Below are 20264 nucleotides of genomic sequence, written 5' to 3'. Positions count from 1 at the left end.
CAATGGGCCGCGATCCGAGACAGGTTCGCGGCCTTCTTCTTTCCACTTTACTCGAACCCCGCCTCGAGACTCGGCTCCCTGCGCGACTGGCGCCGTGCCCGGCGACCTAGCCCGATGTTCACCGCCGTCACGATGAGCGCCAGTAGCCCGGCCGCGATCAGCGCCTGACCGATATCCCCGGTCAGCGCGGATTGCCCCAGCACCACGAAGGCTACGCCGTAAGGGCCGGTGGTCAACAAGGCAACGCTCAGGTAGATCGACAGCGGGACGCCGGCAATTCCCAGCGCATAGTGCTTGAGAAACATCGGGACACCGGGAACGAGCTTGATCAGGAACGTGACGCGCCAGGCATCCTGGCGCGCATCGTTCAGCCCTGCCAGCGCCGGAAAACGCCGCTCGATGGAGGCGCGGAGAACCGGCCGCAGCTGGCCCCTGGCGATCGCGTAGCAGAGCAGCAGGTTGAGCAGCGTTGCCGCCGCCGAGAACATCAGCCCGCCCGGCACGCCGAAACGCAACCCGGCAAGAATGTAGAAAGGCGTCATCGGAATTCCCAGCGCCGGCAAGCCCGCCATGGCGATCAACAGCGCCAGTGGATGCAGCGTCTCGAGCGCTTCCCGCGGAACACCGCCCCAGCCAACGAAACCTGCAACGAGCAACCCCAGGGTGAGGAACACGATCCACCGCCGCCGCAGGCGAGCGCGCCTCGGCAGTAGGATAGAGTCGGCATGAAATCGATCGGGGGCAGCGTGTCGCATGCCCCCGATCTAAACCGATCATCGTGACCGGGCGATGACAGCCCGGCCGAACCGATGCCTATTCCAGGTTATCGAGCCCTTTCTCGGCCATGGCGACGGCGCGGAACAGCGCGCGGCGCTTGTTGAGCGTCTCGTGCCATTCGTCGTCGGGGTTGGAGTCGGCGACGATACCGCCACCGGCCTGCACGTGGAGCTCGCCATCCTTCAGCACGGCGGTACGAATCGCGATCGCCATGTCCATGTTGCCGTGCCAGGAGAGATACCCGACGGCACCGGAATAGACGCCGCGCTTGACCGGTTCGAGTTCGTCGATGATCTCCATCGCCCGGATCTTGGGCGCGCCGGAGAGCGTCCCCGCCGGGAAGGTGGCGCGCAGTACGTCCATCGCCGACATTCCCTCGCGCAGCTTGCCGGTCACGTTGGAGACGATGTGCATGACATGGGAGTAGCGCTCGATCGCCATTTTGTCGGTGAGTTCGACGGTACCGACCTGGCTGATCCGGCCGATGTCGTTGCGCCCCAGGTCGATCAGCATCAGATGCTCGGCGATCTCCTTGGGATCGGCCAGCAGCTCCTCCTCCAGCGCCTTGTCCTGCTCCGGCGTCGCACCACGCGGCCGCGTGCCGGCGATCGGCCGCACGGTCACCTCGCCACCCTCCAGCCGCGTCAGAATCTCCGGGGAGGAGCCGATCACGTGATGATCCTCGAGATTGAGGAAGAACATGTAGGGCGACGGGTTGAGACTGCGCAGCGCACGATAGAGATCCAGCGGCGGCGCCTGATACGGGATCGACATGCGCTGGGAAGGCACGCACTGCATGACATCCCCCGACAGCACGTACTCCTTGATCTTGGCGACCGCGTCCTTGTAGCCCTGCTCACTGAAACTGGCATGAAAATCGTCTTCGGCGACATCCGCCCGCCCGGTTCCCGGACTCAGCGTATTGAAAGTCGCGCTGCGCAGTTTCAGTTCCAGCGTCTCGAGCCGCTCGACGGCATTATCGTAGGCGTGAGGCGTTTCCGGATCGGCGTGGGTCCACAGCTGCAGACGGCCGGAGAGGTTGTCGAAGACGACCAGATCGTCGCACACCATCAGCAGGATGTCCGGCACGCCGATGGGATCGGGTTTCTCGGCGGCCAGCGCGGTGCGCAGCTTGGGCTCGATATAGCGAATGGTGTCGTAGCCGAAGTAGCCTACGAGACCGCCATCGAAGCGCGGCTGGTCGTCGAGATCCGGCACCTTGAATCGAGACTGGAACCGCTCGATCCACGCCAGCGGGTCCTCGACTTCGCTGGCGCCCTGCTGCTCGCCATCGACGATATGGCGCACGGTGAAGCCGCGCACTTCGATGCGTTCCCGGCTTGGCAGGCCGATGATCGAGTAGCGACCCCACTTCTCTCCGCCCTGTACCGACTCGAGCAGAAAGGTCCAGGGGGCGTCAGCGAGCTTGAGATAGGTGGAGAGCGGCGTATCGAGATCGGCCAGCACCTCGCGGGTGACCGGAATACGGTTGTAGCCGGCTTGCGCCAGCTCGGCAAAGCGATCGGGGGTCATCATGGGACCGGGCTCCAGCAGTGAAAATCAGCAATCGTGAGGGCGGCTGCGTAGATAACGACTGATAATCACCATCGCCATCGCTTGACCGGGCGTATCGAGACGCAGGGGCTGAAAAGGCGTTGGGTATCCGGTTGCATGTCAAAGCTCGGTCGAAAGGGGTAACGGGAAAACAGGGAGAGCTGAAACCGGCGCCATAACCGCCCTGGCGCCGTCCCGGAAACCCTAAACGAGTTCCCTCAGCGATTCAACCACGCCATCCGGTTCGCTCGAGACCACCGGCTCGCCGTGATTGTAGCCGTAGGGAACGGCCAGCGTGCGGAAGCCGGCGCGCTTTCCGGCTTCCACGTCATGCCGCGAATCCCCCACCATCAGGCACCGCGAGGGATCGATGTCGTAACGCGCGGCCAGATGCAGCAGCGGCGCCGGATGAGGCTTCTTCTCCGACAGCGAATCGCCGCCCAGCGTCGCGCGGAAATAGTGGCGCAGTTCCAGCGCTTCGAGAATCGGATCGATGAACGCCGCCGGCTTGTTGGTGATCAGTGTCAGAATGATCGAGCGGCTTTCCAGCGCGTCGAGCGCCTCCCGGACGCCGGGATACACGCGGGTCCGCTCGCAGGGTGCGGCATGGTAATGACGCAGGAAGTTTTCGTGAGCCGCTTCCAGCAGCGCCGCTTCGGGCATTCGCTCGAGGACGCTCTCCAGCGCCCGCTCGACCAGCTTGCGGGAACCGTTCCCGACCCAGTCGCGAACCTTCGCTTCGCCCACCGCCACCATGCCCAGCTCGATGAGCATGGCGTCCACCGCTGCCGCGAGGTCGGGGACGGAGTCGATCAATGTGCCATCGAGATCGAAGGCCACCAGGCGAATGTCCTGAAGCAGAGCGTGCATGAATGCGTCCTTGTCTGTAGCGCCGGAGCGTCGGGATTACGATCTTTAGCTTACCCAAAAGCCGGTAAGTTTACGCAACCCGCGGATGCCAAGCGCCGGTGATCGGCGTATCCTTGACTCCATCTTTCGTCGAATCGACGGGTACCGACTTCCGTGAATGCGCAGTTCCACAGCCCGATATCCTCACCGCTCGGCTATCGCTGCGTCTGTTTCATGTCGCTCATGTCGGTCACTGGCCTGGCGATCGTTCAGGCCCCCGCCTTGCCTTACCGTGACTCGCTTCGACACCCCCGATTTTTCTCGTTTCTTTCTCGCCATTCCCCTTCTGATTCTCACATTGGAGCTTCCCATGACCACACCACGCATCGTCGTGGTCGGTGGCGGCGCGGGCGGACTCGAGCTGGCAACCCGACTGGGTCGCAAGCTCGGCAAGCGTCAGCGTGCCGACATCATCCTCGTGGATCGCAACCCGACCCACATCTGGAAACCGCTGCTGCACGAGATCGCCACCGGCACCCTCGACTCCGGGCTCGATGAGGTCTCCTATCAGGGGCACTCGAAGAGCCACGGCTATCGCTTTCAGCGCGGCACCCTCAGCGCTATCGACCGCGACAACCGGACCATTACCCTCGAGCCGATCCACGATCAGGACGATGCGGTCGTACTGCCCGCACGCCAGATCGAGTACGACTATCTGGTGCTTTCCGTCGGCAGCGTCTCCAACGACTTCGGCACGCCCGGCGTCGCCAGGCACTGCCACTTCATCGACAGCCCGCAGCAGGCGGAGAGCTTCCGGCGCAACATGCTCAATACCTTCCTGCGCTACAGTGACCCGGAGCGCCGGACGCATCCCAAGCTGACCGTCGGCCTGGTCGGGGCGGGCGCCACCGGCGTCGAACTGGCCGCCGAACTCTTCGGCGCGTCACGCATGCTGCACAGCTACGGCTTCACGGCCATGGACAGCGGCAAGCTCGAGGTGCACCTGATCGAGGCCGCGCCGCGCATTCTGCCCGCCCTGCCCGAGCGCATCAGCCGCGCCGTGCACGGCGAGCTCGAACGGCTCGGCGTCAAGATCCATGTCGATACGCGCGTGACAGAAGCCAACGCCAACGGCTTCATCACCGCCGACGGCGAACCGCTGGAGACGGACCTGAGCGTCTGGGCAGCGGGCATCCGGGCGCCCGAATTCCTGTCGGAACTGGGGCTCGCCACCGAGCGCAATCATCAGATCAAGGTCAACCAGACACTGCAGAGCCTGGACGACGAGCGCATCTTCGCGTTCGGCGACTGCGCCTCCTGCCCTCAGCCCGACGACAAGCGCGTTCCTCCTCGCGCCCAGGCCGCGCATCAGCAGGCGACCCATTGCTACCATAACCTGCGTGCAGCCATGGATGGCAAACCGCTGAAGCCCTTCGTCTATCATGATCGAGGCTCGCTGATCTCGCTGGCGCACTTCGAGGCGGTCGGCAGCCTCATGCGCGGCGCGTCGGCGCGAAGCCTGTTCATCGAGGGCAGGCTGGCCAAGCTGTTCTACGCTTCCCTCTACCGTATGCATCAGATGGCCATTCACGGCATCTTCAAGACCGGCATGACTGTCGTCGTCGACGGCCTCAACCGCTACCTGCGGCCGAAGATGAAGTTGCACTGAACACCAGTCGCACTGAACGCCGTGAACGCCGTGAACGCCGTGAACGCCGTGAACGCCGTGAACGCCGTGAACGCGAAGTTCCATCAAGCAAGCGTGAAGTGCCATCAACTGCGATAGCCAGCGAACTCGAAACGTCAGCGGAGAGATCATATGGAACGTTTCTACAATGCCCCCGGCGATGTCGTCGACGAGATTCTGCGGACGACGGCGGCGACCGCCCCGCTGCGTATCGCCGAACCGGACAGCGGCCTGCGCATACTGATCCGTCGGGACTGGGACAAAACGGAACAGGGGCGCCGCCAAGTCGCGGTGCTCTCCGGCGGTGGCGCCGGTCACGAGCCGGCCCACGCCGGTTATATCGGTGACGGCATGCTGACCGGTGCCATCTCCGGCAGCCTGTTTGCCTCCCCCAGCGTGGAGGCGGTACTGGCCGCCATTCGCGAGGTCTGCGGCGAGGCCGGGTGTCTACTGGTGGTCAAGAACTACACCGGCGACCGACTCAATTTCGGCCTTGCCGCCGAGCGTGCCCGCAGCGAGGGCCTGAATGTCGCCATGGTGATCGTCGCCGACGATATCGCCATCGAGAACGCGCCGCAGCCGCGCGGCATCGCCGGCACCGTGCTGATCCACAAGCTGGCGGGTTACCTGGCGAGCCAGGAGACCCCCCTCGATGCCATCCGCGAACGTGCCGAAGTACTGTGTCGGCGCATGGGATCACTGGGCATGGCGCTGAGTGCAGCGGCACAGCCGGGCCAGCCCGCCGCCGACCGCTCGCCGGAACTGGGCCTGGGCATTCATAACGAGACCGGCACGCGCCAGGTCGATCCGAAGAGTGCCGACGAGGCCATGACCCTGGTTCTGGATCCCCTGCACAACACGCTGTCCGACCGCAAGCTCACCGACCCCTGGATCGCGATGCTCAACAATCTGGGCAGTTGCTCCACCCAGGAAATGGGCGTGCTGGCCGCCAGCCTGCTGCGCCAGTTGGGCGTCGAGCAGATCGCGCACCTGATTGGCCCGGCGCCGCTGATGACCTCACTGGACATGCACGGCTTTTCGCTCACCCTGCTGCCGGCGGATGACGATATCGTCACGGCGCTGTCGGCACCGACGACAGCGCCAGGCTGGCCCGGGCTGCGCGCAACTCAGGCGCCCCCGCACTTCTCGCCGGACACCCATCAGGATCACGGAGCGCTGGCCGAGGACGCGCCGCAGGATGCCGACACCGTCGCGACGCTCGAGCGGATCATCGATACCCTGCGCCAGGCACGTGAAGAACTCGATGCCCTGGATGCCAGGAGCGGCGATGGCGACGCCGGCGCCAGCATGCAAAGCGGCGCTGATTCGATCGCCAGGGCGCTCGAAGCCAAACGCCTGAACACCGCCGCCCTACCGCTACTGTTCGCGGGCATCGGCCAGTTGCTGTCGCGGGACATGGGCGGCTCCAGCGGCGTGCTGCTGTCGATCCTGTTCACCGCTGCCGCCGGCTCGCTGGATCGCCGCGGCAAACTCGACGAGGCACTGGCTGACGGCGTGGAGAAAATGCAGGCCTACGGCGGTGCCAGGCCCGGCGATCGCACCATGCTCGACGCCCTGATCCCCGCCATCGAATCGTTGCAGCGTGGCGAGTCGCTTACCCAGGCTGCGCAGGCCGCTCGCGACGGCGCCCAGGCCACCGCCAGCCTGACCCGCGCCAACGCCGGCCGCTCCGCCTACGTGCCGGAAAGCGCGCTCAAGGGTGTCGTCGATCCTGGTGCCGAGGCTGTCGCGCGGGTATTCGAGGCACTAAGCCATTCGGTCTCGTAGATCGTAGGACAGCGCTACCGAAAAGACCTACGCCATGTCCACTTGAATCGGCCACCTCGACGCCTCCGGGGCCGCGCTGAAAGACGAGGGGCAAGCCGGGTCTTGTGACATGGATGTCACAAGAGGCGCGCCCGGACAGGGATGTCCTTGCGCGCCGACCCGAAGCGCAGGCCATCGTCTTTCAGGGTTTCGCGGACCAGCGGCGTCAATCAAGAGGGGGAGCGCGAGGGGGCGAGCGTTAAGCCCCCTCGCAATCACGAGCGGAACGGTCGTCGATGCTCGAACAGTCGTAAGCTGAAAAAGCCGGAATGTGGCACTTTGCCAAATAGAGAGGCGGCCCTTCAGCTCCTCTCCCCTTTTCGCACCTAGTCCGTGATCGGCTTGGGCCACCACGCCGGCAGCAGCGCCTGCGTTTCCCGCTTCGCGAAGCGATCGTCCAGCAGATGAATGACGCCTTCATCTGTGCCGGATCGAATCACCCGTCCCGCTGCCTGCACTACCTTCTGCATGCCGGGGAAGAAGTAGGCGTAATCGTAGCCGTGGCCGTATAGCGCCTGCAGCCGCGCTCGCATCTGCTCGTTGACGGAGTTGACCTGCGGCAATCCCAGTGTCGCCACGAAGGCGCCGATCAGGCGGTCGCCGGGCAGATCGATGCCCTCGCCGAAAATGCCGCCCAGCACGGCAAACCCCACCCCTTCCCCGTTCGCCTCGAAACGCCCCAGAAACGCCTCGCGAGCCTCATCGTCCATGCGCGATGCCTGACGCCAGATCGGAACCTCCGGGTGACGCTCGGCCAGCCGGTCGGCGACCCGCTCCAGATAGGCGAAGCTGGAAAAGAACGCCAGATAGTTGCCGCGCCGGGCGTGGAATCGAGCGGCGATGCGATCCGCCAGCGGCGTCAGGGATGATTCACGGTCGGCATACCGCGTCGACAGCCGCGCGGCAATGCGAACCTCGAGCTGCGAATCCCGAAACGGCGAGGCCAGCGACATCCAGGGCGCATCGTCGGGTACGCCCAGCAGATCACGGTAGTAGGCTTCCGGCGCCAGCGTGGCGGAAAACAGCGTGCCGCCATGGGCCGCGGCAAAACGCGGCGTCAGGAACGGCGCCGGCACCACGTTGCGCAGCGTCACCCGGGCGCCGGCATTGCGCTGGCGGCCACGTGGAGACTGTCGCGTCACGTCGCAGATCGAGTGATCGCCGAAGACATCGGCGACCCGACAGAAGTGCTGGGCATCGAAAGCGAAGCGCTGCAACTCGCTATCGAGCGCGACCGGCTGTTCGCTCTGATACTCGACCACTTGTGAAACGGCCTGCTGTAGCGCGCCGATCAGCTTGCCCGGCAGTGTCTCCAGAACCCGATAGTCCGATTCGCTGTCGTCCGCCAGCGCGCGCCACGCGGACGCCACCCGCGAGAATGGCCGCTTGAGCGGAGCAGGCAGGGTCGGCTTCAGGCGCCGAAACGCCGCGTGATCGAGCTTCGCGCTGTACATGCCGCGCCCTCGTTCGACTAGATTGTGGGCCTCGTCGACGAGCAGACCGACCCGCCATTGCTGCTGCTGGCTCAGCGCGTAGAGCATGGCGTGGAAATCGAACCAGTAGTTGACGTCGCCGATGACGACATCGGCCCAGCGCGCCATTTCCTGGCCCAGATAGTAAGGGCAGATCTCGTGGGCGAGCGCGGTCTCCCGCAGGGCGGCGCGATCGAGCCAGCCGCGTTCGACCGCCGCCTTGCGCGCGGCGGGCAGGCGATCGTAGAAACCCGCCGCCAGCGGGCAGGATTCGCCGTGACACGCCTTGTCGGGATGCTCGCAACTCTTGTCGCGGGACGTGAGCGTCAGCACGCGCAGCGGGACGGCCTGGACGTCACCCAACCGGCTATCGCCCGACCTGGAATCGTCCGGTTCGAGGTGATCCGGTTCCGGAGTCTCGCAGTGCCGCTGCCCGACGCCCAGGGTGCGCAGCGCGTCGAGAGCCAGGCGCTGGCCGGTGTTGCGCGCCGTCAGAAAGAAGATCTTGTCCAGCGGCTCGCCCGGCATCGCCTTGAGCATCGGAAACAATGTGCCCAGCGTCTTGCCGATGCCGGTAGGCGCCTGCAGCATCAGCCAGCGCCGGGTATGAATCGCCTTGTAGACGGACTCCGCCAGCGGACGCTGACCCTCGCGAAACCCGGCATAAGGAAACCGCAGCGCCTGCAATGCACGATCGCGCCGTCGCCGATGGGCCAGTTCCTGCTGTGCCCAGGCCAGAAACGCCTGACAGTGAGCGTCGAACTCGGCGCGCAATGCCTCGGCCGAGCAGCGCTCGCTCAAGGGCGTTTCGCGCTGACTGACGATATCGAAATAGACGAGCGTCACCGTCAACTGATCCAGCCCGCGTTCGGTGCACAGCAGGTGGCCGTAGACCTTGGCCTGCGCCCAGTGCAGCGCCCGCTGGTTGGCCGGCTGCCGGGAAAGATCGCCACGATGCGTCTTTATCTCTTCCAGCCGATTGGCGTCGGGGTCGTAGCCATCGGCACGGCCGCGTACCTCGAGGTGGCGATAGGCGCCACTCAAGGCGATCTCCCGTTCGTAGCGCTCGCCCCGCCGCTCTCCGACGAGTTGATGACCGGCGATACCTTCCTGTGCCGAAGGCGACGGCGTGAAGCGCAGATCGAGATCGCCGCGCTTGGCCGCGAATTCGCACAGCGCGCGGACGGCGATCCGATAGCTCAAGAAAGCGCTCCCGCCGTGGTGCCGGCGTCGCCCGCATCTACCGTCTCGCCGTCGCAGGCCGCCCAGGTGACGTAGCAGACGCTGACCGGCATGTCGTGACGGGCACAGAACTGCAGCCAGCGTTTCTGATTGTCCTGCAGGCGGTCTCCGGGCCCTTTCACTTCGATCATGCGATAAGCCGGCTCGGCGGAGCCGCGCCCACCTTGCGAAGCATGATCGCCTTCCGGCCAGAACTGGATCAGATCCGGCATCCCGGCACGATTGGCGCGAACATCGTCGAGCAGACGCTCGAACCAGAGCCGGAGATGCCGCGCAGGAATGCAGTGCAGCGCCAGTTCCAGCACCCGCTCGTCCAGCGCTTCCCAGAACACGAACGGTGACTGGATGCCCCACTTGTCGCGGTATCGATGACGAATGATCTCGGCATGGTCACCCCGCTCGAGCGCCGCCAGGCTCGTGTCGATGAGCTCGCGACGCCGGGTCCGGAAATCTGCCTCGAACAGATCCACCGGCCCGCTATGGAATGGATGGAAGAACGCGCCGGGCAGCGGCGCGAAGATCGCGTCCCAGCACAGCAGGCCGAACAGCCCGTTGACGAGCACGTTCTCGACATAGCAGACCGGCGCCTCGGCGCGGGAGAGATGCCGGACCACCGCCAGTTCGACGCTGGCCGAGCGCGGCAGCACCAGATCGATACGTGGTGGATCCGAAGCCTTCATTCGCTTTTCCGCGGCCTGCCCGAGCTTGCGACGGAGACGCGGTATCACGCGTTCCAGCGCCTGGCTTTCCGCAGCACTGGCAGGCGCGGCTTCCGCCCGTTCGGCCAGCGCCAGCGCATCCGCTGTTGCCTGCTGCGCTTCGAGCACGCGAATCCGTCGCAGCCGCGCTTCCGGTGCCGAGCAATCCCCGTAGAGATCCAGCGCCCGGTCGAGTTCGCCCTGGCGTTCGAGACGATAGGCGAGCTTGTAGATCAGCCGGCCTCTGCGACGCTCGAGCCAGTCGTTGTCGAACGCCACGCGAGGCACGTCGGGCAGCAGCGATTCCAGCGACTCGTCGGCCTCGAAACGCTCCCGGCAGCGGTGCAGATGATGATAGGCCTCCAGCTCCTCGCGACGCGAGAAGGCGCGGGAAGAAGCGTCCAGTTCGACGTGCTCGAAGCGGTAGACACCCAGCTCCGAGAGCACGAATTCGGACCAGTGCTGGCGCAGGTTGCCGAAGAACATCAGCCGGAAGCGTTCGCACATCGCGTCGACGGTCAGCCGATAGTGACGATCCCCGAGCGTCGGCAACCACTCGGCCAGCGGGCGGGGTTCGGGCGACGCCGCCTGCAGCGCCGCCAGCCAGACACCCTTGCCCGCGCTCCTGCCGACGCCGAGCGCCAACAGGCAGTCGCCCATGTCGGCGCCGATCTCCGCTCGGGTCGTCAGCGAAAACAGCGCTTCCAGCGACAGCGGCGCATCTTCCTCGATCCAGCCGCACTCGATCAGCGGCCCGGCAGCATCGACGCTATCGCCGATCTCGGCGTAGACCAGGCGACTGGCTCGGAAATCGATGCCCTTGCGCATGACCATCCGCACCAGCAACGCCTGGGAAGGCTCCGGCACGCGCTCGAAGTCGGCGATGAAGGCGCTTTCGTCGGGACTCAGCAGGTCCGCGTAGCGGGACGTCAGCCAGTCGAGCACTCGGCGGAAGTTGGCGAGGTAGTAGAGCGGGTCTTCGAGCGTCGGCAGCGCCATGGCGTCCCCAGCGTAGGACTCAAAAATACTGGGTAAGTATACAGATGCCGCAACGGCGTTCGAAGCCCCGTAACGGGTCGAGGCACTACTCGCCCAGTTCGGCCTTGAGCTCCTGCCACAGACGGCGGTAGGCGTGGGTCGCCCGGCTGCGGGGCGCCAGGTCCGCCAGCGGTTGATTTTCGAGACTCATTCGCTCGACGTCGCTGGAATAGGGAATCCAGCTGTGCAGCGTGCGTCCCATCGCTTCCGGGGGTGATTCGATCCACTCCCGGTGCAGACGACGCCGTCGATCCACCAGATTGAAAAAGGGGCAGATACGCTCTCTCTGGCGCTTCTTGAGATCGAGATGCGCCAGCATGCGCGAGAATGCCTGTATCGACAGCGGGCTGGGAATGGTCGGCACCAGGATGCGATCGGCGGCGCGGATCAGCTGTTCGGCCAGCGTGGAAAGCCCCGGCGGGCAGTCCAGAATCATCAGCGCGTACTCTTCGCTGAACGGCGCGACCAGGCGCTTGAGATGCTTGCCGCCCTCTGCCTTGTCTTCCAGGATACGATCGAGTTCGCGCAGGCCCATGTCCGCCGGCAGCAGATCGAATCGTTCCCAAGGCGTGCGCTGGACCTGCTCTCCCAGCGGCGACTTGCCCGACAGCAGCTTGCCGACCTTGCGGCTCAAGCCGTTCTCGCCTCCCAGTATCCAGGTCGAGGCGCCCTGTGCATCGAGATCCCACAGCAGCACCGGCAAACCATCGCGATTGGCTTCGCGGGCCAGGTTGACGGCCGCCGAGCTCTTGCCGACGCCGCCTTTGAGATTGTGCAGTGCCACCACTTTCATGATCGAAGTGTTCCCGGTCGATATCGAATGATGCCCGAGATTCTACGGCCCTGCGGATCCCCGAGAGATGACAATCTGGTGACAAAACGGTGACGACCGCTGCCGTTCGATCCAGCGCCGCTTGGCATCGGCGCTCAGCCGCTTGATCGCCGCTTCGAGCTTTAGCGCGTCGCTGCGAGTGCCGACCGCCTGCGCGTGGCGCAAGGTCAACGGCCCCTTGCCGCGCAGCGCTCGCGCACCTCGGCCGCGAGCGTGCTGCTCGAATCGTCGGGCCACATCAGTGGTGATACCGGTGTAGAGCGCCCCGTTCGCCATCTCGATGAGATAGAGGTACCACTGGCGCGGCTCGCTATCGTCCGCTACCGCCTCGTTTTTCGACGACACGCCGGCTCAGTTTCCGGCAAGCGCCGAGCGCATTTTTCCGATCACGCTGTCGTAGCGATGGGGGTCGTCGAGGCTGCGCGCCTTGAAGATGGCCGAGCCGGCGACGAAGGTATCCGCCCCCGCTTCGGCGATCTCGGCGATGTTGTCCGGGCCGACGCCGCCGTCGACCTCCAGCCGAATCGGTAACCCGCTGGCGTCGATGCGCCGGCGCGCCTCGCGGAGCTTGTCCAGCGCCGCCGGAATGAAGGACTGGCCGCCAAAGCCGGGGTTGACGCTCATGATCAGGATCATGTCGACCTTGTCCATGACGTAGTCCAGGTAGGAAAGCGGCGTCGCCGGATTGAAGACGAGCCCGGCCTTGCAGCCATGGCTGCGAATGAGCTGCAGCGAGCGGTCGACATGCTCCGAAGCTTCCGGATGAAACGTCACGTAGCTGGCGCCGGCGTCGATGAAATCGCCGATCAGGCGATCCACCGGCTTGACCATCAGGTGACAGTCGATCGGCGCAGTGATGCCGTGCTTGCGCAGCGCCTCGCACACCATCGGCCCCATCGTCAGGTTGGGCACGTAATGGTTGTCCATGACATCGAAATGGATGATGTCGGCCCCCGACGCCAGCACGTCCTCGACCTCCTGCCCCAGACAGGCGAAGTTGGCGGAAAGAATGGAGGGTGCGATCTTGAAGTCGTGCATGAAAGAATCCTTATGCAGGCTGGCCGTTGGCGCTCATTCTAGCGCACGCATCGCTACCTTTGGCGGGTCCGGACGCAAAACCGCCTCGCCGGTATGGCCGGCGAGACGATTGGAAGCGACTATTTCTATACTGCTTCAGGTCTTGGCCACGCATCTCGATTCGCTCACTGACAACAACATTCATTGGAAGGACTTTCCATGCCTCGCTTCATTCCTGCCACGCCATCCACTCGCCGTGGAGTCGCCCTGTCCCTCGTCTGCCTGACGACGGTGTTATCGACTCTCGTCCCGACACCGACGCATGCCCAGTCGGCGATCCTTGAAGGGGAGCGATTCCACCCCCAGCTCGGCGAGCACGGCATGGTCGCCACCAGCCATTATCTGGCCTCGCAGATCGCCCACGACGTGCTGGCCGATGGCGGCAATGCCGTCGATGCCGCCGTGACCGCCGGCTTCGCGCTGGCGGTGACCCAGCCCCGATCGGGCAACATCGGCGGTGGCGGCTTCATGCTGATTTCCGACGAGAATAGCGGTGACGTCATCGCCATCGATTACCGCGAGAAGGCACCAGCCGCCGCTTACGAGACCATGTTCCAGAACGAACAGGGCGAGGCCGTTTCCGAGCTTTCCCGCTATACCCACAACGCGTCCGGCGTGCCCGGCACCGTGGCCGGCCTGGCATTGGCGCTGGATAAGTACGGCACCATGAGTCTCGCCGAGGCGCTGGCGCCCGCGATCAGGCTGGCGGATAAAGGCTTCATCATTCCGCCGCGATTCGCCGAAGGTCTCGAACAGTCCCAGCAGCGGCTCAAGCAGTGGGATTCGACGCGCAAGGTGTTCTTCAAGCCGGACGGCTCGCTCTATCGCGCCGGCGAGCGGTTCCGCCAGCCGGACCTGGCCGCGACGCTCGAGCGAATTGCCGCGAACGGCCCGCGCGAATTCTACGAAGGCGAGACAGCGCGCCTGATCGCGGCCGAGATGCAGAACCATGATGGCCTGATGACGGCGCAGGATCTCGCCGACTACCAACCAACGATTCGCGAGCCGGTGCATGGCCAATATCGTGGCTACGACGTCTACGCCATGAGCCCGCCCTCTTCCGGTGGCGCCCACATCGTGCAGATGCTCAACATGCTCGAGGGCTACGACATTCACGCCATGGGCTTCAATTCGGCACGCACGATCCACGTCATGAGCGAAGCGATGAAACGCGCCTACGCCGATCGCGCCGAGTATCTCGGTGACACCGACTTCGTTGATGTGCCACTTTCAGGCATCACCTCGAAAGCCTACGCCGAGGAATTGCGCCAGCAGATCGATATCGACCGCGCCACGCCTAGCAGCGAAATCGCCGCCGGCAATCCGCTGCCGTACGAGTCCAACGAGACCACCCACTTCTCGATCGCCGACGACGGCGGACTGGCGGTTTCCAATACCTACACCATCAACTTCAGCTACGGCTCGGGCATCGTCGTCGATGGCGCCGGCTTTTTGCTCAACAACGAGATGGACGACTTCTCCGCCAAGCCGGGCACGCCCAATGCCTACGGCCTGATCGGCGGCGAAGCCAACAGGATCGAACCGGAGAAGCGCATGCTCTCCTCGATGACGCCGACCATCGTCAAGAAGGATGGCAGGAACTTCCTCGTGACCGGGAGCCCCGGTGGTTCGCGCATCATCACCACCACGCTGCAGGTGGTGATGAACGTGATCGACCACGGCATGAATATCCAGAGTGCCGTCAGCGCGCCGCGCATTCACGATCAGTGGCTGCCGGACGAGATCCGCATCGAGGATGGCATCAGCCCGGACACAATCGCCCTGCTCGAAGCGATGGGCCACACCGTCAGCCAGCAGGAGGCGATGGGCGCTGCGCAGTCGATCCTGATCGAGGACGATGGTACCTTCACCGGCGGTGCCGATCCGCGGCGATCGACTTCCTCGGCGATGGGTCTCTGAGCCGCTACCCGCGATCCGAAGGCGACAGACATGCCATCGCCCGGCGGCGATGATCCGAATGATAGATGCGGGGAAATCGATGTCGATTGTCATCATTGCCATCGCCGAGTGGTTCGGCACCGCGCTGTGGTTCACGCCCAACGCCGTGATCGATGATCTCCAGCGGACGTGGGGGCTCGCCACCGGCGATCTGGGCTGGCTCACCGGTGCGGTGCAGTTCGGGTTCCTGCTGGGGACGCTCGGCTTGGGCCTCAGCGGCCTTGCCGATCGCACTCGAGCCAGCCGACTGTTCTCCCTGGCATGTCTGGTCGGCGCGCTTTCCAACGCCCTGCTGCCTTATGCCGGTGGCCTGTGGCCAGCGGTCGGGTTGCGCCTGATCACTGGGCTGTCGCTGGCCGGCATCTACCCCATCGGCATGAAACTGATGGTGGGCTGGGCGCCCGGGCGCGCCGGACTGGGACTGGCATGGCTCGTCGGGATGCTGGTGCTGGGCACGGCGATGCCCCACCTGCTGGCCGGCATCGATTGGGGAGGCGACTGGAAGTTGACGCTATGGATCGCGTCACTGCTCGCCCTGCTGGCCGGCGTCGCCGTATGGCGGCTGGGCGACGCACCCTCCCTTGCTCGGGCTTCCACTCCGACGCCATCGCGCCTGGCCGGGCTGGCGGCCTTTCGCATCGCCGACTTTCGCCGCGCTGCCAGCGCCTACTTCGGCCACATGTGGGAACTCTACACGCTCTGGACGCTGATCCCGTTGCTGCTGATCGCGGCCAACCCTTCCCTTTCTCCCCAAGCGCTATCGATGCTGTCGTTCGCCCTGATCGCGGTCGGCGCCCCGGGCTGTTGGCTCGGCGGCTGGCTGAGCCAGCATCTGGGCAGTCGCCGGGTCGCGATCCTGGGGCTGGCCGGCTCGGTGATAGGCTGCCTGCTCTATCCCTGGATTGCACCGCATGTCGGTTTCGCTGCCCTGGTGGTGTATCTGGCAGCGTGGAGCCTGCTCGCGGTGATCGATTCGCCGCAATTTTCGGCGCTCTCCGCCAACGCTTGCCCCGCCACGCTGGTCGGCAGTGCCCTGACGCTGCAGAACGCCATCGGGTTCGCAATCTCCGCGGTCTCGATCGGTCTGCTGGTGCCTTGGCTACCCACTCTCGAGGCAACGATCGCCTGGTGGTTACTTCCCGGCCCGCTGCTGGGGCTGCTTGCTCTCCGCCGACTCGGCAGACCCGCTCGCGTCGAACCGTAGGCACAGCGTCTGCCGCGCCGGAGTGCCAAACTCATGCACGTCTGGGCTTATAGAGTTACCGAGCAAATTTATAATTAAAAGTTCTATTGAAACGAATTGTCATTCCATTCTGGTTTATTTAGCCTTGCCGCCATTGCCAATAAATCCTAGGGGACTGACTCATGACCTGGTTTTCCAAGCCTCGCTCGCTGTTCACCGCGTCCGCCGTCGGGCTGGCGCTGACTTTCGGCGCCCTGTCGCCCGTGCAGGCCCAGGACGAACCGCGTGAGCTGCTCAACTCCTCCTATGACATCGCTCGCGAACTGTTCGCCGCGGTGAATCCGAAGTTCATCGACTGGTGGCAGGCCCAGCACGACGAGACCGTCAGCGTGAAGCAGTCCCACGGCGGTTCCTCGACGCAGGCCCGCTCGATCATGCAAGGGCTGCGTGCCGACGTGGTGACCTTCAACCAGGTGACCGACGTCAACGTACTGGCCGACGCCGGCCTGGTCGCCGAGGATTGGCAGGATCGCTACCCGAATCAGGCGTCGCCCTACTACTCCACGACCGCCTTCCTGGTGCGCAAGGGCAACCCCAAGCAGATCGAGAACTGGGACGACCTGGCGCGGGATGATGTCTCTCTCGTCTTCCCCAATCCCAAGACTTCGGGTAACGGGCGCTATACCTATCTGGCAGCATGGGGTTACGCCGACCAGGCCTTCGACGGCGACGAGGCGAAGATCGAGGATTACATGAGCACGTTCCTCGGCAACGTCGAGGTGTTCGACACCGGCGGCCGCGGCGCCACCACGACGTTCGTGGAGCGCGGTATCGGCGACGTGCTGATCACCTTCGAGTCCGAGGTCAACAACATCCGTAACGAATACGGCAAGGACGACTACGAAGTCGTGGTACCGCCGGTCAGCATTCTCGCCGAGTTCCCGGTCGCCGTGGTCGACGAGTATGCCGAGCGCAACGGCAACGAGGATCTGGCCAAGGGCTATCTCGACTACCTCTACACCGAGGAAGCACAGCGCCTGCTGGCCGGGTTCAACTATCGCGTCAACGACGAGAAGGTGGCCGAGGAGTTCAGCGACCAGTTCCCGAAAACCGAACTGCTGCGTGTCGAGGACGTCTTCGGCAGTTGGCCCGAGGCGATGGAAACGCACTTCGCCAGCGGCGGTGAACTGGATCAGCTTCAGCGCCGATGATCGCACACGCTCTGACCTGGCGCCGCGAACGCCGAGTGCTGCCGGGCTTCGGTCTCTCGCTCGGCATCTCGCTGACCTTCGTCTCGCTGATTCTGCTGCTGCCCCTGACCAGTCTGGTGGGGCAGCTCTCGCAGTTGAGCTGGTCGCAGTACTGGTTTTTGATCACGGACCCGCGCCTGCTGGCAAGCTATGGCGTGACGCTCTTCGGCGCCGCCGTGGCAGCTATCTTCAACGCCGCGTTCGGGCTGCTGATGGCGTGGGTGCTGGTGCGCTACGAGTTCCCCGGCAAGCGCCTGGTCGATGCGCTGATGGACCTGCCGTTCGCCCTGCCGACGGCGGTGGCGGGGATCACGCTGGCGACGCTTTACTCCAGTAACGGCTGGATCGGACGACTGCTGGAGCCGCTGGGCATTTCGATCTCCTACACCTGGATCGGGATCGCCCTGGCGATGGCCTTTACCAGCATCCCGTTCGTGGTTCGCACCGTGCAGCCGGTACTGGAAGATCTCCCCGCCGAAGTGGACGAAGCCGCGATGACGCTCGGCGCCAGCGATAGCCTCGCGTTCCGCCGGGTGATCCTGCCCTACCTGTGGCCGGCGCTGGTCACCGGTACCGGGCTCGCCTTCGTGCGTTCGCTCGGCGAGTTCGGCGCCGTGATCTTCATTGCCGGCGGCAAGCCCTACGAAACCGAGATCACCTCGCTGATGATCTTCGTCAAGCTGCAGGAGTACGACTACGCCGGTGCCTCGGCGGTCGCTTCGATCGTTCTCGCCACCTCGCTTGCGCTGCTGCTGGCGATCAATCTGTGGCAAGGCCGCTTCATCAAACGACTGCACGGAGGGCGCGGCTGATGATACGGATCGGTGACGCACCGCGTGTCCGCCGTCTGCTGATCGGGGCCGCCCTGGTGTTGACGGCGCTGTTCCTGCTGCTGCCGCTGGTGGCGATCTTCGCCCAGGCGTTGATGAACGGCATCGATGTCTACTGGCAGAACCTGAGCGATGCCTACACCCTCTCCGCCATCGGCCTGACGCTGCTGGTCGCCGTGATCACCGTGCCGGTCAATCTGGTCTTCGGGGTGTTTCTGGCCTGGCTGGTGACACGCTTCGATTTCCCCGGCCGGCGCCTGCTGCAGACGCTGATCGATATTCCGTTTGCCGTCTCGCCGGTGGTCGCCGGCCTGGTCTACCTGCTGCTCTACGGGCGAAACGGCTGGCTCGGCGGCTGGCTTGATGCTCACGATATCCAGATCATGTTCGCCTGGCCGGGCATCGTGCTGGTCACGCTGTTCGTCACCTGCCCGTTCGTCGCCCGCGAGCTGATTCCGCTGATGCAGGCGCAAGGCTCCCGCGAGGAAGAAGCAGCCGTGACGCTGGGCGCTTCCGGCTGGACGATTTTCCGGCGCGTGACGCTGCCGAACATTCGTCACGCCCTGCTCTACGGCGTGATCCTGACCAACGCCCGCGCAGTCGGCGAGTTCGGCGCGGTCTCGGTGGTCGCCGGGGCGATTCGCGGCGAAACCAACACCCTGCCGCTTCAGGTCGAACAGCTCTATCAGGACTACAACACTGTGGGCGCCTTCACCAGTGCATCGCTGCTGGCACTGCTGGCGCTAATGACGCTGGCCGCCAAGGCCGTACTCGAATGGCGCGCCACGCGCCGGGAGACCGCGACATGAGTATCCGCATCTCGCAGATCGACAAGACCTATGGTTACAAGGGACATGGTTCCAAGGGGCATGGTCGCAAGGGCCATGGCCACACCCGCGCCCTCGAGCCTATCGATCTCGATATTCACGATGGCGAACTGATCGGCCTGCTCGGCCCCTCCGGTTCCGGCAAGACCACGCTGTTGCGCATCGTGGCCGGGCTGGAACAGGCCGACAGCGGCTCGATCCATTTCGGCGAACGCGACGTGACGCGAGTTCACGTGCGCGATCGGCGCATCGGGTTCGTGTTTCAGCACTACGCTCTGTTCCGCCACATGAGCGTGTTCGACAACGTCGCTTTCGGACTGACCGCCATGCCGCGCTCGCAGCGACCTTCGAGCGGCGAGATTCGTTCGCGGGTAATGCAGCTGCTGGAGATGGTCCGACTCCAGGATTTCGCCGAGCGCTTCCCGGCCCAGCTCTCCGGCGGGCAACAGCAGCGCGTATCGCTGGCGCGGGCGCTGGCGCTGAAGCCCGATGTGCTGCTGCTCGACGAGCCGTTCGGCGCGCTGGATGCCAAGGTACGCCAGGAGCTGCGCCGTTGGCTGCGCCATCTTCACGAGGAGCTTCACTTCACCAGCCTATTCGTGACCCACGACCAGGAAGAGGCGCTGGAACTGTCGGATCGCGTGGTGGTGATGAGCAACGGCCGGATCGAACAGATCGCGACGCCGGATACGCTCTATCGCCAACCCGCCAATCGCTTCGTGTTCGAGTTCCTCGGTGACGTCAACCGGATCGAGGGCGATATCGAGAAGGAAATCCTCACCTGCGGCAACGCGTGGGTGGCGGCACCCGGCGTCGAGAATGGTCGTCAGGAACTGCTGCTGCGGCCCCACGAAGTCCGCCTGGACGAGCAGCCCAGCCCCCGCGCGCACTTGCCGGTCAGCGTCACGGCCGTCGTGCCGGTAGGCGCCGAAGTTCGCCTCGAGCTGGAGGCGGACTGGCTGGGCGAACCGTGGCTGGCCACGATCAGCCATGCGGATTTCGAGCGCCTGGCGATCACCCGTGGCAAACGGCTCTTCGCCCAGCCCAGCCGTCTGCATCGCTTCGATACCTCACGACCACAGACATTGGCGCCGCTGTCGGTCTCCTGAGGCGGCAGTCTAGGTCACGGCCTCAGGAGGCTTCGTCGCATTCCGGAAACTTG

At 64.8% G+C, this 20264-nt stretch carries 16 protein-coding genes; 8 read left to right on the top strand and 8 right to left on the bottom strand.

Annotated elements, in window-relative coordinates:
• Positions 1 to 47: 47 nt before the first annotated feature.
• The 3 genes from CCD76_RS06560 to CCD76_RS06550 form a co-directional block, all read right to left on the bottom strand.
• Positions 48 to 674 (bottom strand): VTT domain-containing protein, encoded by a 627-nt coding sequence (locus tag CCD76_RS06560; protein WP_179208868.1) that lies wholly within the window; start codon positions 672 to 674, stop codon positions 48 to 50.
• Between the two features lie 139 nt (positions 675 to 813).
• Positions 814 to 2310 carry an anthranilate synthase component I gene (trpE, locus tag CCD76_RS06555; RefSeq protein ID WP_087718873.1) on the bottom strand — a complete coding sequence of 499 codons (1497 nt, stop codon included), beginning with the start codon at positions 2308 to 2310 and terminating at the stop codon, positions 814 to 816.
• A gap of 225 nt (positions 2311 to 2535) precedes the next feature.
• Positions 2536 to 3201, bottom strand: coding sequence for a phosphoglycolate phosphatase (locus tag CCD76_RS06550; RefSeq protein ID WP_087718726.1), 666 nt, complete (start codon positions 3199 to 3201; stop codon positions 2536 to 2538).
• Between the two features lie 349 nt (positions 3202 to 3550).
• On the opposite strand from CCD76_RS06550, the gene CCD76_RS06545 reads away from it, so the two are divergent.
• Complete coding sequence (locus CCD76_RS06545; RefSeq protein ID WP_087718725.1) at positions 3551 to 4849, top strand: NAD(P)/FAD-dependent oxidoreductase; 1299 nt, start codon at positions 3551 to 3553, stop codon at positions 4847 to 4849.
• A 150-nt stretch (positions 4850 to 4999) separates the two neighbouring features.
• A complete protein-coding gene (locus CCD76_RS06540) occupies positions 5000 to 6655 on the top strand; it encodes a dihydroxyacetone kinase subunit DhaK (protein ID WP_087718724.1) in 1656 nt (551 codons plus the stop codon).
• A gap of 365 nt (positions 6656 to 7020) precedes the next feature.
• Here CCD76_RS06540 and CCD76_RS06535 read toward each other — a convergent pair whose 3' ends face one another.
• The 5 genes from CCD76_RS06535 to rpe all read right to left on the bottom strand — a co-directional run bounded on the left by CCD76_RS06535 (position 7021) and on the right by rpe (position 13014).
• On the bottom strand, positions 7021 to 9369 hold the full coding sequence (locus CCD76_RS06535) for an ATP-dependent DNA helicase (RefSeq protein ID WP_087718723.1): 2349 nt from the start codon (positions 9367 to 9369) through the stop codon (positions 7021 to 7023).
• The gene (locus CCD76_RS06530) at positions 9366 to 11105 is read right to left on the bottom strand and encodes a VRR-NUC domain-containing protein (RefSeq protein ID WP_087718722.1); all 1740 of its coding nucleotides are present in this window, start codon (positions 11103 to 11105) and stop codon (positions 9366 to 9368) included. Before CCD76_RS06530 ends, CCD76_RS06535 begins: the two co-directional genes overlap by 4 nt.
• A gap of 85 nt (positions 11106 to 11190) precedes the next feature.
• Complete coding sequence (locus tag CCD76_RS06525) at positions 11191 to 11937, bottom strand: ParA family protein (RefSeq protein ID WP_087718721.1); 747 nt, start codon at positions 11935 to 11937, stop codon at positions 11191 to 11193.
• 42 nt (positions 11938 to 11979) lie between these two features.
• Positions 11980 to 12321 (bottom strand): GIY-YIG nuclease family protein, encoded by a 342-nt coding sequence (locus CCD76_RS06520; protein ID WP_256961162.1) that lies wholly within the window; start codon positions 12319 to 12321, stop codon positions 11980 to 11982.
• A 6-nt stretch (positions 12322 to 12327) separates the two neighbouring features.
• The gene (gene rpe, locus CCD76_RS06515) at positions 12328 to 13014 is read right to left on the bottom strand and encodes a ribulose-phosphate 3-epimerase (protein ID WP_087718720.1); all 687 of its coding nucleotides are present in this window, start codon (positions 13012 to 13014) and stop codon (positions 12328 to 12330) included.
• A gap of 198 nt (positions 13015 to 13212) precedes the next feature.
• Between rpe and ggt the strand changes: the two genes are divergently transcribed.
• From ggt to CCD76_RS06485, 6 genes are all read left to right on the top strand, one after another.
• Positions 13213 to 14973, top strand: a complete 1761-nt coding sequence (gene ggt, locus CCD76_RS06510; RefSeq protein ID WP_087718719.1) for a gamma-glutamyltransferase — start codon at positions 13213 to 13215, stop codon at positions 14971 to 14973.
• 79 nt (positions 14974 to 15052) lie between these two features.
• Positions 15053 to 16216 (top strand): MFS transporter, encoded by a 1164-nt coding sequence (locus CCD76_RS06505; protein WP_087718718.1) that lies wholly within the window; start codon positions 15053 to 15055, stop codon positions 16214 to 16216.
• Positions 16217 to 16377: 161 nt separating this feature from the next.
• Positions 16378 to 17406: a thiosulfate ABC transporter substrate-binding protein CysP gene (cysP, locus tag CCD76_RS06500; protein ID WP_087718717.1), complete on the top strand. Its 1029-nt coding sequence runs from the start codon at positions 16378 to 16380 to the stop codon at positions 17404 to 17406.
• Complete coding sequence (gene cysT, locus CCD76_RS06495) at positions 17403 to 18257, top strand: sulfate/thiosulfate ABC transporter permease CysT (protein WP_071230382.1); 855 nt, start codon at positions 17403 to 17405, stop codon at positions 18255 to 18257. The genes cysP and cysT overlap by 4 nt, the downstream gene beginning before the upstream one ends.
• Positions 18257 to 19084 carry a sulfate ABC transporter permease subunit CysW gene (gene cysW, locus CCD76_RS06490; RefSeq protein ID WP_087718716.1) on the top strand — a complete coding sequence of 276 codons (828 nt, stop codon included), beginning with the start codon at positions 18257 to 18259 and terminating at the stop codon, positions 19082 to 19084. Before cysT ends, cysW begins: the two co-directional genes overlap by 1 nt.
• A complete protein-coding gene (locus CCD76_RS06485) occupies positions 19081 to 20211 on the top strand; it encodes a sulfate/molybdate ABC transporter ATP-binding protein (RefSeq protein ID WP_087718715.1) in 1131 nt (376 codons plus the stop codon). Before cysW ends, CCD76_RS06485 begins: the two co-directional genes overlap by 4 nt.
• Positions 20212 to 20264: the final 53 nt, after the last annotated feature.

The organism is Salinicola salarius (genome assembly GCF_002179555.1).
In the GTDB taxonomy this organism is placed as follows: domain Bacteria; phylum Pseudomonadota; class Gammaproteobacteria; order Pseudomonadales; family Halomonadaceae; genus Salinicola; species Salinicola salarius_A.
Note: the sequence above shows the minus strand (reverse complement) of the source record. Positions and strands in the feature narration are given on the sequence as shown.